This window comes from Citrobacter sp. KTE30 (genome assembly GCF_000398825.1).
Lineage (GTDB): Bacteria > Pseudomonadota > Gammaproteobacteria > Enterobacterales > Enterobacteriaceae > Citrobacter > Citrobacter freundii.
The window spans coordinates 2,983,217-2,997,493 of sequence record NZ_KB976055.1; the positions used below are offsets into that span (position 1 = coordinate 2,983,217).

At 53.4% G+C, this 14,277-nt stretch carries 15 protein-coding genes and 1 tRNA gene; 6 read left to right on the plus strand and 10 right to left on the minus strand.

Going from position 1 to position 14,277, the window contains the following annotated elements; all coding sequences use genetic code 11:
• Position 1 precedes the first annotated feature (1 nt).
• From WC1_RS08780 to rsuA, 3 genes are all read right to left on the minus strand, one after another.
• Positions 2–346 (minus strand): YejG family protein, encoded by a 345-nt coding sequence (locus tag WC1_RS08780; protein ID WP_085951589.1) that lies wholly within the window; start codon positions 344–346, stop codon positions 2–4.
• 333 nt (positions 347–679) lie between these two features.
• Positions 680–1,870, minus strand: coding sequence for a Bcr/CflA family multidrug efflux MFS transporter (locus WC1_RS08775; RefSeq protein WP_003027494.1), 1,191 nt, complete (start codon positions 1,868–1,870; stop codon positions 680–682).
• Between the two features lie 15 nt (positions 1,871–1,885).
• Positions 1,886–2,593 (minus strand): 16S rRNA pseudouridine(516) synthase RsuA, encoded by a 708-nt coding sequence (rsuA, locus tag WC1_RS08770; protein WP_016150674.1) that lies wholly within the window; start codon positions 2,591–2,593, stop codon positions 1,886–1,888.
• A 150-nt stretch (positions 2,594–2,743) separates the two neighbouring features.
• On the opposite strand from rsuA, the gene WC1_RS08765 reads away from it, so the two are divergent.
• Both WC1_RS08765 and rplY read left to right on the plus strand, forming a co-directional pair.
• On the plus strand, positions 2,744–4,504 hold the full coding sequence (locus WC1_RS08765) for a DNA repair helicase RadD (protein ID WP_003840048.1): 1,761 nt from the start codon (positions 2,744–2,746) through the stop codon (positions 4,502–4,504).
• Positions 4,505–4,628: 124 nt separating this feature from the next.
• Positions 4,629–4,913 (plus strand): 50S ribosomal protein L25, encoded by a 285-nt coding sequence (rplY, locus tag WC1_RS08760; RefSeq protein ID WP_003027502.1) that lies wholly within the window; start codon positions 4,629–4,631, stop codon positions 4,911–4,913.
• A gap of 120 nt (positions 4,914–5,033) precedes the next feature.
• Here the strand turns inward: rplY and yejK are convergent, their stop codons facing one another.
• A complete protein-coding gene (gene yejK, locus WC1_RS08755; RefSeq protein ID WP_003027504.1) occupies positions 5,034–6,041 on the minus strand; it encodes a nucleoid-associated protein YejK in 1,008 nt (335 codons plus the stop codon).
• Between the two features lie 134 nt (positions 6,042–6,175).
• On the opposite strand from yejK, the gene WC1_RS08750 reads away from it, so the two are divergent.
• From WC1_RS08750 to narP, 4 genes are all read left to right on the plus strand, one after another.
• Entirely contained in the window at positions 6,176–6,403 is a 228-nt protein-coding gene (locus WC1_RS08750; RefSeq protein ID WP_003027506.1) for a YejL family protein, read from the plus strand.
• Positions 6,404–6,434: 31 nt separating this feature from the next.
• Complete coding sequence (yejM, locus tag WC1_RS08745; protein ID WP_016150675.1) at positions 6,435–8,195, plus strand: LPS biosynthesis-modulating metalloenzyme YejM; 1,761 nt, start codon at positions 6,435–6,437, stop codon at positions 8,193–8,195.
• A gap of 74 nt (positions 8,196–8,269) precedes the next feature.
• A tRNA-Pro gene (locus WC1_RS08740) sits at positions 8,270–8,346 on the plus strand.
• A gap of 207 nt (positions 8,347–8,553) precedes the next feature.
• Entirely contained in the window at positions 8,554–9,201 is a 648-nt protein-coding gene (narP, locus tag WC1_RS08735) for a nitrate/nitrite response regulator protein NarP (protein WP_003027518.1), read from the plus strand.
• Between the two features lie 101 nt (positions 9,202–9,302).
• Here narP and WC1_RS08730 read toward each other — a convergent pair whose 3' ends face one another.
• From WC1_RS08730 to WC1_RS08705, 6 genes are read right to left on the minus strand one after another with little or no spacing between them, the layout of a single operon-like run.
• Positions 9,303–10,352 (minus strand): cytochrome c-type biogenesis protein CcmH, encoded by a 1,050-nt coding sequence (locus WC1_RS08730; protein WP_016150676.1) that lies wholly within the window; start codon positions 10,350–10,352, stop codon positions 9,303–9,305.
• Complete coding sequence (gene dsbE / locus WC1_RS08725) at positions 10,349–10,906, minus strand: thiol:disulfide interchange protein DsbE (protein WP_003834613.1); 558 nt, start codon at positions 10,904–10,906, stop codon at positions 10,349–10,351. Before dsbE ends, WC1_RS08730 begins: the two co-directional genes overlap by 4 nt.
• Positions 10,903–12,858 (minus strand): heme lyase CcmF/NrfE family subunit, encoded by a 1,956-nt coding sequence (locus tag WC1_RS08720; protein ID WP_003839444.1) that lies wholly within the window; start codon positions 12,856–12,858, stop codon positions 10,903–10,905. Before WC1_RS08720 ends, dsbE begins: the two co-directional genes overlap by 4 nt.
• Entirely contained in the window at positions 12,855–13,334 is a 480-nt protein-coding gene (ccmE, locus tag WC1_RS08715) for a cytochrome c maturation protein CcmE (protein ID WP_016150677.1), read from the minus strand. The genes WC1_RS08720 and ccmE overlap by 4 nt, the downstream gene beginning before the upstream one ends.
• The gene (ccmD, locus tag WC1_RS08710; RefSeq protein ID WP_003027536.1) at positions 13,331–13,543 is read right to left on the minus strand and encodes a heme exporter protein CcmD; all 213 of its coding nucleotides are present in this window, start codon (positions 13,541–13,543) and stop codon (positions 13,331–13,333) included. Before ccmD ends, ccmE begins: the two co-directional genes overlap by 4 nt.
• Positions 13,540–14,277 (minus strand): heme ABC transporter permease, encoded by a 738-nt coding sequence (locus WC1_RS08705; RefSeq protein ID WP_003027538.1) that lies wholly within the window; start codon positions 14,275–14,277, stop codon positions 13,540–13,542. The genes ccmD and WC1_RS08705 overlap by 4 nt, the downstream gene beginning before the upstream one ends.

Sequence of the window (14,277 nt, forward strand, 5' to 3'; positions counted from 1 at the left end):
CTCAAAACGGATTGTTATTTGAAAACGGCTCTGCGATGGCCACGCCGAAGTTTTTCAGTCTGCAGGTCGCGGCAAATTCATCCTGGCGATTCACAAACAGGCACGGCTCCCCTTCGCATTCCAGTACGGAACAAGGAACCTCAATGTCGCTAAGGGCCTGGCTGAGCTTATGCATGACTGACCATGCGCTGTCACCATCAGGGCTGAGCAATTTGAGCGCCACCAGGCTGTTCTCATTGCTCTGACCGTTTTGCGGAATCGGTTCAACCTTTGAACCTGCGAAACCCACCGACCAACGATAGCTCTGCGGCAGACGATGAACGATTGAGAGTTGTAATGTCATCACTTTCTTTCCCTGGAAGCACAATCACTTCACAATTATTTTACATCAATATTAACACATCATTGACAATACGTCTTCAGACAGTTGGTAAACGTTTACACCCTGTCTTTATGCCGCTTTCCGAACCAGGTAATTAAAATTATTCAATGGTTCTGGCATATTTCCGGGCTATATGTACTCGTTTCTGCGATCTAACTCAACCTTTTTAACTACAATGATGTGACTTTTTACATAAATTGATTTTACATAAAATAAACATAACCAGGGGAAATGATAGATTTGCGGTTGATGTATATCAACTCTGGAGGCCTTAAGGCCCCCAGGATGTGTAATAGATCACCGTTTTTGGGCGCGACTGGCGTAAAGACAGAAGAGAATTGAACAGGTAGCGCAAAATGCGATCGACCATATCATTGGCCAGGCCGAGTTAAAGGTCGCCAGAGACAACAGCGCCCCAACGATGGCACCAATGCCGAAGCGGAATGTCCCTGCCAGCGATGACGCCGTTCCCGCCATATGTGGAAATTCATCCAGAATAACCGCCATAGCGTTAGATGACACCATCGACACACAGCCAACAAACGCCGCAACGCCCACGACCAGGGCCCAGAACCCCAACCCAAACAGTGTGCTAAAGACCATCCAGCCTGCCATCACGAACTGGATCCACAGACCGGTACGGAACATATTCAATGCCCCAACCCGACGCACAAAGCGGCTGTTGATGATAGTCATCACGAACAGGAATACGATGTTCAGTGCGAAGTAATAACCGAAATGTTGCGGTGAAACGTGGTTGATCTCAATGTAGACAAAGGGTCCGGCGCTCAGAAACGAGAACATCCCGGCAAAACTGAATCCGCTGGCCAGCATATAGCTCAGCACACGTTTATGACGAAACAGCGAGGCAAAGTTGCCAATAGTAGTACGCAGGCGAAATGGCTGGCGACGCTCTACCGGCAGAGTCTCTTTGATCAGTGTAAGGATCATCACCGACGCCAGAATAGCTGCCATGGCGAGGATCCAAAAGATATAGTGCCAGCTCAGCCATACCAGCACCCAGCCACCGATAATCGGTGCCATTAATGGCGCAATTGTCGTGACCAGCATGACGAATGACATCATGCGCGAAAACTCTTCTTTCGGATAGATATCACGCATCAGGGCGTTGATAACCACGCTCGCCGCCGCCGCAGCCAGGCCGTGGAAGAAACGCATCACGATCAGTTGATCGATGGTTTGCGCCAGTGCGCAGGCCACTGCCGCCGCCGCAAACACCAGCGTCCCGCCCAGGATCACTGGCTTGCGTCCAAGGCTGTCTGCCATTGGCCCATAGAACAGTTGCCCCACTGCGAACCCCAGAATATAGGTACTGAGGGTCATCTGCGCGCTACCTGCTGGCACACCAAACTGTTCAGAGATAACAGGCAGCGCCGGAAGATACATATCAATCGACAACGGCATCAACATGGCTAACAAGCCAAGGATAAAGACAATGGCAATTGACGAGTTCTGCCGGGTGGTCACATTTAGCTCCTGAAATTAACGCGGGGTTAAGTTAACGCTGGCGATTTCTTCTTCAGTCAAAGGACGGTATTCACCTGGCGCCAGATCCTCATCAAGCCTGATGTCACCAATCCGTTCACGGTGCAGTTCCACAACGTGGTTACCCACTGCGGCAAACATACGTTTAACCTGATGATAGCGCCCTTCGCTGATGGTCAAACGCACCTGAGTTGGCGTAATCACTTCCAGCAAGGCCGGTTTGGTCAGGTCTTTCTCATTGTGCAACTGTACGCCATGGGCAAACTGTTCGGCGGTATCATCTGCCACTGGCGACTCCAGCGTCACCAGATAGGTTTTCTCACAATGGTGACGAGGAGAGGTGATGCGATGCGACCACTGTCCGTCATCGGTCATCAGCACCAGTCCAGTGGTGTCGATATCCAGACGCCCTGCCGCATGCAGTTTGTAGGCAACCGGTTCATCAAGGAAATAGAGCACCGTCGGGTGATCGGGATCATCCGTTGAGCAAACATAACCCTGAGGCTTATTCAGCATAAAATAGCGCAGGCCATTTTGTTGAACCAGGGAATTACCGTCATATTCTACGTCGTGTTCTGGCAGCAGCTTAAAAGCGCTATTTCTGACGATTTCACCGTCGACGGTAACGCGGTTAGCACGGATCTCACGCCCGGCAATAGCGCGGCTGACGCCGAGTTGCTGAGCGATAAATTTATCAAGTCGCATGTGTGTGATTTTGCCTGTAAAAATACGAGAATCGGGTTTACGCCCGAAAAGTGGGACCGTTATCCGCCCAGTATAGCGGCGTTACACCATCCCTCAAGAGAAATGATTCATGGCATACTACTCCTTGTTATTGTTTATTATAGTGAGCCCATGATTTTTACTCTTCGCCCGTACCAAAAAGAAGCCGTGGACGCCACGCTCAACCATTTTCGCCACCACCGCACCCCGGCGGTTATCGTCCTGCCAACCGGCGCGGGCAAAAGTCTGGTGATTGCCGAGCTGGCCCGCGTGGCGCGTGGTCGCGTACTGGTACTGGCGCACGTCAAAGAACTGGTCGCACAAAACCATGCGAAATATTGTGCGCTGGGGCTGGAAGCCGATATTTTTGCCGCAGGCCTGAAGCGTAAAGAGAGCCACGGGAAAGTGGTATTTGGCAGCGTACAGTCGGTAGCGCGTAATCTGGACGCCTTTCAGGGAGAATTCTCCCTGCTTATCGTCGATGAATGCCATCGCATTGGCGATGATGAAGAGAGTCAGTATCAGCAAATCCTCACTCACCTGACCAAAGTAAATCCTCACTTACGCCTGCTCGGACTTACCGCCACACCTTTTCGTTTGGGCAAAGGCTGGATTTATCATTTTCATTATCACGGAATGGTGCGCGGCGATGAAAAAGCACTGTTTCGCGACTGCATTTATGAATTACCGCTGCGCTACATGATTAAACACGGCTACCTGACACCGCCAGAACGCCTCGACATGCCGGTAGTGCAATATGACTTCAGCCGCCTGCAGGCGCAAAGTAACGGCCTGTTTAGCGAAGCGGACCTGAATCAGGAACTGAAAAAGCAGCAGCGAATAACGCCGCATATCATCAGCCAGATTGTCGAGTTTGCCCAGACGCGTAAAGGGGTGATGATTTTCGCCGCCACAGTTGAACACGCCAAAGAAATTCTGGGTCTGCTACCTGCTGACGACGCCGCACTTATCACCGGAGACACGCCTGGCGCCGAACGCGACGTGCTGATTGAAGAGTTCAAAGCCCAACGTTTTCGCTATCTGGTGAATGTGTCGGTCCTGACCACTGGCTTCGATGCCCCGCACGTCGACCTTATCGCCATTCTTCGCCCGACCGAGTCAGTTAGCCTTTACCAACAAATTGTCGGTCGTGGGCTGCGCCTGGCGCCGGATAAAACCGACTGTCTGATCCTCGATTACGCTGGTAACCCGCACGACCTGTACGCGCCGGAAGTTGGTGCGCCGAAAGGGAAAAGCGACAACGTTCCGGTACAGGTGTTCTGTCCTGCCTGCGGCTTTGCCAACACCTTCTGGGGCAAAACAACGGCCGACGGCACGCTGATTGAGCACTTTGGCCGCCGCTGTCAGGGATGGTTTGAAGATGATGACGGCCATCGCGAACAGTGCGATTTTCGTTTCCGTTTTAAAAACTGCCCGCAGTGCAACGCGGAAAATGACATCGCCGCCCGCCGTTGTAGGGAGTGCGACGCGGTACTGGTTGACCCGGATGACATGCTGAAAGCCGCGCTCAGGCTTAAAGATGCGCTGGTTCTGCGCTGCAGCGGGATGGCGCTACAAAATGGGCAGGATGAAAAAGGCGAATGGCTGAAAATTACCTATTACGATGAAGATGGCGCTGACGTCAGCGAACGCTTTCGCCTGCATACTCCCGCGCAGCGTACAGCCTTCGAGCAACTGTTTATTCGCCCGCATACCCGAACGCCTGGCATTCCCTTACGCTGGATAACCGCCGCCGATATCCTCGCCCAGCAGGCGCTGTTACGTCATCCTGATTTCGTGGTCGCGCGCATGAAAGGTCAGTACTGGCAGGTCCGTGAAAAGGTCTTCGATTATGAAGGACGCTTTCGTCGGGCACATGAATTACGCGGTTAATCGTACTTTTGATTGATGTACCAGCTGTTTGAGTATAGAATCTCGCCCGCTTTTGCATACGCAAAGCAGATCACTTACCTGTTGCTGGGTCGCCTGTAGCAGGAATTATTAAAGAGAGATTTAAATGTTTACTATCAACGCTGAAGTACGTAAAGAGCAGGGTAAGGGTGCGAGCCGCCGCCTGCGTGCCGCTAACAAGTTCCCGGCAATCATCTACGGTGGCGCAGAAGCCCCGATTGCTATCGAACTGGATCACGATGCAGTTATGAACATGCAAGCTAAAGCTGAATTCTACAGCGAAGTTCTGACCATCGTTGTTGACGGTAAAGAAGTTAAAGTTAAAGCTCAGGCTGTACAGCGTCACCCGTTCAAGCCGAAGCTGTCTCACATCGACTTCGTTCGCGCGTAATCGCAAACAAGTTGAAGAAAAACCCCGCCAAGGCGGGGTTTTTTTATGGGATTTTGTAATCGATACTGATGGTTCTCGTCGACCGGATAAGGCGTTTACGCTCTCACCCGGCAAACGGTTTTATTTCCCGCCCGACGTGCGACGCTGCAGCTGGTCGCGCAGGTTCGGCGGCGTACCTTTGATGGTCAAAGTATCTGTAGCCGGATCCCAGAAAATACGTTCACCCAGTAGCATGGCGTCGAAGTTGATGGTTAACCCACCGCCGCTTCCGGCAAATTTGGTTAACTGACGCAGCGTACTGCGATCTGCCGGGAAGCTCTCTTCCAGCTCGTAGCCTTTATCAGCGGTAAATTCGCTGAAGCTAACTTCACTGACGCCGGAAAGCTCTTTGGACAGCGACTCCAGCTCGATCTCTTCACCGGCTTGTAGCTGTTCGTTGCAGTAGCTGTACACCTGCTGACGCACGTTCTGGCGTTCAGCTTTATCGAGCTGCGCCTCGGCAGTAAAGTCATCGACCGCCTGCAGCAGGCCACGGTTTTGCGCTTTGGCGTTCAGACCTTCGCTGGCACCGAGGAAATCCATAAAGAAATCGGCGACTTTGCGCCCTACCCGCCCTTTCAGGAACGTCAGATAGCGCGTGGACTCCGGATTGGTTTCCCACTCGGTTAAATCAATACGCGCCACGATATCCGCATGATTGATGTCCAGATAGTGCGTCGGATTGATATCCAGATTTTCATTGACGCGCATGCTGCTTAAATTGTTCAGCACGGCGACCAACAGATACTCTACCGCCAGATAGCGGTAATGGCAGAACAGGACAATGCCGCCGTCGGCAAAAGGATATTTCGCCAGCTCGTCCCGCAAGCGTCCGGTCGCGGCACGACTAAATGCCAGAAAATCCTCTTCGCCCTGACGCTGTAAACGCAGCGTTTGTGCCAGTTCACTCTCTTCGCTAAACAGGCCATAAGCTTTATTCTTGGCGCTATATACCCGATGCAGCTCAGCCATCATATCGACAACCGTCGCTGTCGGTTCCAGTAATGAATCGCGCAAGACCAGCTCAAGGTTCTGCTCGTCACGTTTGATAAGCTGGTGCAGGGCAATCTGGTTGATATCCAGACTCATGATAAACTCTCCTTTTAGACCGGGCGGTATTCAACCACCTGCCGGGCAGTGACGCAATAGAAGATAAAAAAGCAGAAAAAAAACTGTCTGTACGGTAATATGTTGCCCTTTCATGAACAGACTGATTTCGATTTATGCCACAAATTTCCCGCTATAGTGACGAACACGTTGAACAACTGCTGAATGAGATGCTCAACGTACTGGAAAAACATAAGGCGCCGACCGACCTTTCCCTGATGGTACTGGGAAATATGGTGACTAACCTTATCAATACAAGCATCGCACCGGCCCAGCGCCAGGCGATTGCCAACTCTTTTGCCCGCGCATTACAGTCTTCGGTAAACGACGACCAAGCGCATTAAGAGCCTGCTCCGGGGAAACGAACAACAGTTTATGGTAACTCATCGTCAGCGCTACCGTGAGAAAGTCTCCCAGATGGTTAGCTGGGGGCACTGGTTTGCCTTGTTCAACATCCTGTTGGCCGTGGTACTCGGTAGCCGTTACCTGTTTGTCGCCGACTGGCCGACAACGCTTGCAGGTCGTATTTATTCCTATGTAAGCCTGGTCGGACATTTTAGTTTTCTGGTGTTTGCCACCTATCTGCTAATCCTGTTTCCCCTGACGTTTATCGTCATGTCCCAGAGGCTGATGCGATTCTTATCAGCTATTCTGGCGACAGTGGGCATGACGCTGTTGCTAATCGACAGCGAAGTTTTCACCCGCTTCCATTTGCACCTCAACCCGATCGTCTGGGAACTGGTCATCAACCCTGACCAGAATGAAGCGGCGCGTGACTGGCAACTGATGTTTATCAGCGTGCCAGTGATTCTGTTAATTGAAATGCTGTTTGCGACCTGGAGTTGGCAAAAGCTGCGTAGCCTGACGCGTCGTCGCCACTTCGCCAAACCGTTAGCCGCATTCTTCTTCATTTGCTTTATCGCCTCGCACGTGGTGTATATCTGGGCGGATGCCAATTTCTATCGCCCGATTACCATGCAGCGCGCGAATCTGCCGCTCTCCTACCCGATGACGGCGCGTAAGTTCCTGGAAAAACATGGTCTGCTGGATGCGCAAGAGTATCAGCGTCGCCTGATCGAGCAGGGGAATCCGGAAGCAGTTTCCGTGCAGTACCCGCTGAGCGAACTGCGCTATCGCGATATGGGCACCGGCCAGAACGTCCTGCTGATCACCGTCGACGGCCTGAACTATTCACGCTTTGAAAAGCAGATGCCTGCGCTGGCTGAATTCGCCGGGCAGAATATCTCCTTTACGCGTCACATGAGCACTGGCAACACCACGGATAACGGGATTTTTGGCCTGTTTTACGGCGTCTCACCAAGCTACATGGATGGGATTTTATCGACCCGAACGCCTGCGGCGTTGATTTCCGCGCTGAACCAGCAGGGCTATCAGTTAGGGCTATTCTCCTCGGATGGCTTTACCAGCCCGCTTTATCGCCAGGCGCTGCTGTCAGATTTCTCCATGCCAAGCGTGCAGACGCAATCTGACGACCAAACCGCAAGCCAGTGGATTAACTGGCTGGGACGCTACGCGCAGGAAGATAACCGCTGGTTCTCGTGGGTCTCCTTTAACGGGACCAACCTTGATGAGAGTAACCAGAAGAATTTTGCCAAACGCTATGCCAGCGCCGCTCAGGATGTGGATGCCAACATTAACCGCATTCTGAGCGCCCTGCGCGACTCCGGCAAACTGAACAACACGGTGGTGATTATTACCGCTGGTCGGGGCGTGCCGCTGACGCAGGAAGAGAACAGCTTTGCCTGGTCGCGAGGCCATCTGCAGGTTCCTCTGGTTATTCACTGGCCGGGAACGCCTGCTCAGCGCATCAATAGCCTGACCGATCATACGGACCTGATGACAACGCTGATGCAGCGCCTGCTGCACGTCAGTACACCTGCTAACGAATACTCGCAGGGGCAGGATCTGTTCAATGCAACCCGCCGCCATTACTGGGTTACTGCCGCTGACGGCAGCACGATGGCCGTTACCACACCCGAGATGACGCTGGTGCTGAACAACAACGGTAATTATCAGACCTATAATTTGCGCGGCGAGAAAATAAAAGATCAGAAACCGCAGCTAAGTCTGCTGTTACAGGTTCTGACGGATGAGAAGCGATTTATTGCTAACTGATTAATTATAAATCAGTTAGCGAGACATGCTCTTGCATTCGTAGCGGAAAGCAGTAGTATTAGCAGCCATAGCGTCGGCACGTAGCGCAGCCTGGTAGCGCACCGTCATGGGGTGTCGGGGGTCGGAGGTTCAAATCCTCTCGTGCCGACCAAAAATCCCCAAAAAAACCAACCTTAGGGTTGGTTTTTTTATGTCTGAGATTCATCATTCCTGAGTATTACTACGGCTTTCAGTACAGGTTTTACTACTTACCCATGCACAAATTGGGGTAAAATTTATCCTCTCATCAGCGTGATGAATCTGGACGATTGATGCGCTGAAAACAATAATGATACTAATAAAAACTCAGGAGAATAGTATGCCTGAAGCAACGCCTTTTCGGGTGCTGATTGTTGACGACCACCCACTGATGCGGCGAGGAATTAGTCAATTATTGCAACTTGATCCCGCCTTTAACGTAGTCGCGGAAGCGGGTGATGGTGCCAGCGCTATCGACCTGGCAAACCGCCTGGACCTTGATGTGATCCTACTGGATCTCAATATGAAAGGGATGAGCGGACTGGATACCCTGAATGCGCTGCGTCGGGATGGCGTCACCGCGCAAATTATTATTCTTACCGTATCGGATGCCGCCAACGATGTGTACGCTCTAATTGATGCCGGCGCGGATGGTTATTTGCTTAAAGACAGCGATCCTGAAGTCCTGCTGGAGGCTATTCGCAGTGGTGCCAAAGGTGGTAAAGCCTTTAGTACCCGCGTCAGCGAATATTTGCGCGAGCGCGACCTGTTTGGCGCCCAGGAAGACCCATTCAGCGTTCTCACCGAACGCGAACTGGATGTGTTACATGAACTTGCTCAGGGGCTATCGAACAAACAGATTGCATCAGTGCTGAATATTTCTGAACAGACGGTGAAGGTGCATATTCGCAATCTGCTGCGCAAACTCAACGTGCGTTCTCGTGTAGCTGCCACCATTCTATTTTTACAAACACGCGGCATGCAGTAATCAGATATTGCCCGATGGCGCTACGCTTATCGGGCCAACAAGTCACGTGCATCAGTAGGCCGGATAAGACGCTTTGCGTCGCCATCCGGCATCTTCCACTCTTACTTCTCCTGCGGCGTTAGCTGCTCCATCGCCTGCTTAATGCTGCGTTCTATCACCGCCCGACGGGTATCATTGGCCGGTAATAATTTCAGCATCATCTCCCACGCCGCAACCGCCTCGCCAAAGCGCTGCTGTTCAAAAGCGTTAAACGCATACATGCTGAGAACCCGCACGTTGGCATGTTCGCCGCGTACCAACTGGCGTAGCAGCTCCCCTCCCCGACGGTTATCATCAGGATCGGAAGAACGGGTCAGCGCTTCCGCATAGCCCAGCGCAGCATCGCTGTTTTTCGGATCCAGTCGATAAGCATTGGCATAGGCTTCAGTGGCCGTACTGGCGTTACCAAGTACCATGCCAATGCGCCCAAGCATGATCCAACCTTCAACGTTGGCAGGATCGGCTTGTAAGCGAGTGCGCAGACCCAACGCCAGACGCGTCATATCTTCTTCATTGAGCGGATCAGCTTTTGGATCCAACGCCCGCTCCAGCAGCGCCGGAGCCTGAGCGGTGGCCTGTTGCCAGACCTGAACCTGCTTATAGTTGCCGGTTTCATAATAGCTCACTGCGCCAACCCCCAGCGCCACCACGATGCCGGGCACAAACAACCCGAACCCACCGCGCTTACCATCCGGGATAACTTCATCAGGAAACTCTTCCTGTTTTACCCGGACACGTCGGCGAGTACGGGCGAAAATAATCCAGCCACCCAGACCAATCGCAACCACCGGCATCACCCACAAAAGTACAGTAAGCGGCGTCAACGGCGGATCGTAAGTGACGAAGTTGCCGTAGCGCGCCACCATGTAGTCGACAATCTCTTTCTGACTTTTTCCTTCCTGCATCAGTTCGTACACTTTCTGACGCAGGTCGGTGGCAATCATCGAGTTAGAATCGGCAATACTGTTGTTCTGACATTTAGGACAGCGCAACTGTTCGGTAAGCTGACGGAACTGCTGCTCCTGCGCTTCATCCTTAAACTGCATCACATCGATGGTCGCAAGCGCGGATCCAGAGATAACCAGCATCAGCAGGCCCAGTAAAAATCTCATTGCGCAGCCTCCTTACTGTACTTATCCCACAACGGTTTGATCTCGCTCTCCCACACCCTGGCATTCAAATCGCCGGCATGGCGATAGCGAATAATACCTTTCCCGTCGATCAGGAACGTCTCCGGCGCGCCGTACACACCAAGATCCAGACCAAGCATACCGTCGCCGTCAAACAGGCTTAATGAGTAAGGATTGCCCAGCTCTTTCAGCCAGACAATGGCTTTCTGACGATCGTCTTTATAGTTCAGACCCACCACCCGCACGCCCTGCGCAGACAGTTGATTCAAGTACTGATGCTCGGCGCGACAGGTCGGACACCAGGTCGCCCAGACGTTAAGCAGTACCGGTTTGCCCTGGGTCAGCACATCGGCCTGATAATGCTGCCCCGGATTTTCCAGCGACTCCAGGCGGAATGTCGGAACGGGTTTGCCGATCAGCGCCGACTCCAGATTAGTGGGATCGTCCCCCTGAGCGTTACGCGCCAGTTGCCACAGCAGCGCCGCCGCAATGATCAGAAAAATAATAAACGGAATTAACAGTGCGTTGCGCTTCATACAGCCTCCGACGCATTTTTTTGCACCGCGGCGCGAGGACGCGTGCGCTGACGATAGCGTGGATCAAACAGGCAGAACAATCCGCCCAGCGCCATCAGCAATCCTCCGGCCCAAATCCAGCGAATAAACGGTTTGTAGTACAGACGCACAGCCCATGCGCCGTTATCCAGTTCTTCACCCAGCGCAGCGTACAGATCGCGTGTGAATCCGCCGTCAATTGCCGCTTCAGTCATCATCGAACTGGTGCTGTTATAGAAGCGTTTTTCCGCATGCAGCGTGGCTTCTGGTTTACCATCTCGGGTAACGCCAATAATGGCGACACCGCCCCGGTAGTTAGGTCCGGTAATATCTTTCACTTCGCGGAACGTGAACTGATAGTTATGGATACTGACGCTATCACCTGCCTTCATGCGCACATCGCGTTCAACACTGTAGTTCTGGCTAAAGGCAATACCGACAATAGTAATCGCCAGCCCAACGTGGCCCGACACCATGCCCCAATAGCTTGGTGTTAACTTCGTTCCGCGGGAAACACGCAGGAACGCTTCGGACACCGCCAGCACGAATATCCAGCATGCCATCGCCAGACCCACCACCGTCATAGCGGCAATGCGATCCTCAAACAGCCACGGCAGCAGCAGCGACATAACAAGCGTGGTGACAAACGCGATAATCAGTAACGTTTTCAGTTTACGCGGTCGGTCACGGCCCCAGCGCACTAATGGCCCTATTCCCAGCAACAGCGCGAACGGTGCCATCAGCCAGGTAAACATGGTGTTGAAGAACGGCTCGCCAATCGAAATGCTGCCCAGCCCCAGCTGTTTGTGCACCAACGGCAGCAGCGTACCCAATAGCACCACCAGCATGGCGGCAATAAGCAGAACGTTGTTGCCCAACAGCAGAGATTCACGCGACCACAGCGCGTTATTTACCCGCGAGCGGACCTTGTGACCGCGAACCGCAAACAGCAGCAGGGAGCCGCCAATCACTAATACCATAAAGGCGAGAATAAACATCCCGCGCGACGGATCGGAGGCAAAAGCATGCACCGACACCAGCACGCCGGAGCGCACCAGGAAAGTCCCCAACAGGCAAAGCGAGAATGCGCAGATTGACAGCAGCAGCGTCCAGGCTTTAAAGCTGGCACGCTGTTCGGTGACCGACAACGAGTGCATCAGCGCCGTTCCCACCAGCCATGGCATAAACGAGGCATTTTCAACTGGATCCCAGAACCACCAGCCGCCCCAGCCCAGCTCGTAATAGGCCCAGGCGGAACCGAGCACAATACCCAGCGTCAGGAACACCCACGCCGCCAGCGTCCACGGACGCGAAAAACGGGCGAAGGTACTGTCCAGTCGGCCACTCATCAACGCGGCAATCGCAAACGCAAAGGCCACGGAGAAACCGACATACCCCATGTACAGCAACGGCGGATGGAAAATCAGCCCCGGATCCTGCAACAGCGGGTTCAGGTCGCGCCCTTCAATAGGGAAGTTGGGCAACGTACGGGCAAATGGATTGGAGGTAAACAGAATAAACAGCAGAAAGCCAACGCTGACCATCCCCATCACCGCCAGCACGCGGGCGACGATGTCCAGCGGCATACGCTGGCTGAATGCCGCAACGGCGAACGTCCAGCCGCTCATCAGCAGTACCCACAGCAGCAGAGAGCCTTCATGCGCGCCCCAGGTTGCTGCCACCCGATACCAGACCGGAAGCTGGGTATTGGAGTTGCTGGCAACGTAGGTGACGGTAAAGTCATTAACCACGAAGGCGTTGACCAGAATCAGGAACGCGCCCATCACACAGATAAATAACACCCAGGCAAAGGGCCGCGCGGAAGCCATCATCCGCACATCGCCGCGCGCTACGCCCCACAGCGGATAGACCGACAGCAGTAACGCCACGCCTAGCGCAAGGCACAACAGCGCATTGCCAATTTCAGGCATCATGACGTTTTATCCTTATACACGCTTTCCGGACGACGATGGTTTTCCTGCATCGCTTTTTCAACTTCCGGCGGGGTGTAATTTTCATCATGTTTGGCCAGAACCTCTTTGGCCTGTACATGATTTCCCTCGTTCAGTTCGCCCTGAACAACAACACCCTGCCCTTCGCGGAACAGATCCGGCAGAATACCTTCATAGGTTACATCCACTACACCTTCGGCGTCATAGATGCTGAAATTCACCTTCAACGACTGCGGATCGCGCTTTACGCTACCGGGCATCACCATACCGCCCACGCGCAGGCGCTGACCGACTTCAGGCATCTGCTGCGTTTCGCGCTTACCGTAGAGTATCTCTCCCGGCGTATAGAACAGGTCAATATTGGAACGTAGCGCATAAAGCACCAGCGTAATGGTCAAAGCCAGACCCGCCAGTACCGCACAGGCTATCCATAACCGATTTTTACGTCGAATATTCACGCCGCCTCCCGTTGCACTTGCGCCGCACGCATACGTGCTTCTCTCGCCCGCTGCTGCGCTACACCGCGTAAAATTGCGCGATGCTGTAACGTGGAATGCACTACCAGCACCACCAGCGGGATAACACTCATCGCTACGGCAAGCCAGACATACAAGGCGTAGCCGCCCATCGCGAAAAAATCACTCCATGATGCAAATGCAGGGGTCATTGGCGGCCTCTTTTTAAGATCAGTTCGCTCACCCACGGGCGGCGTTTTTCCATCATCAAAATCAGGTTACGCATGCGCATCAGCGCCAGCGTGACAAACAGTAACAGGTAGCCGACGATCGCCAGACGCAGAGGCGTACGCATCGCCGGATCGATGCTTTGCTGCATGCGGGTAGAACCCTGATGCAGCGTATTCCACCACTCAACCGAGTAGTGGATAATCGGCAAGTTGACCACGCCAATCAGCACCAGAATACCGGCGGCACGACCTGCCAGACGGCGGTCGTCAAAGGCATGCCACAGCGCAATGGCGCCAACGTAGAGAAACAGCAGCACCAGTTCAGAGGTGAGTCGGGCATCCCAGACCCACCAGGTTCCCCACATCGGTTTGCCCCATGCGGAACCTGTCACCAGCGCAATAAAGGTAAACACTGCACCAATCGGCGCCATCGCAGCCAGCGCCAGATTGGCCATTTTCATCTGCCAGACCAGGCCGATAAACGCGGCAACGGCCATCGAGGCGTAAATGCCCATCGACCAGATTGCCGCCGGAACGTGCAGATAAATAATGCGATAGCTCTGCCCCTGCTGATAGTCTGCAGGCGCAAAACCAAAGCCCCAGACCCATCCCGTTATCAGTACCACCGCGCTGGCAATCGCCAGCCACGGGATAAACCAGCCACAGATCTGATAGAGCCGAGGGGGCATCGCCAATTGATGAAGTGTTTTCCACAT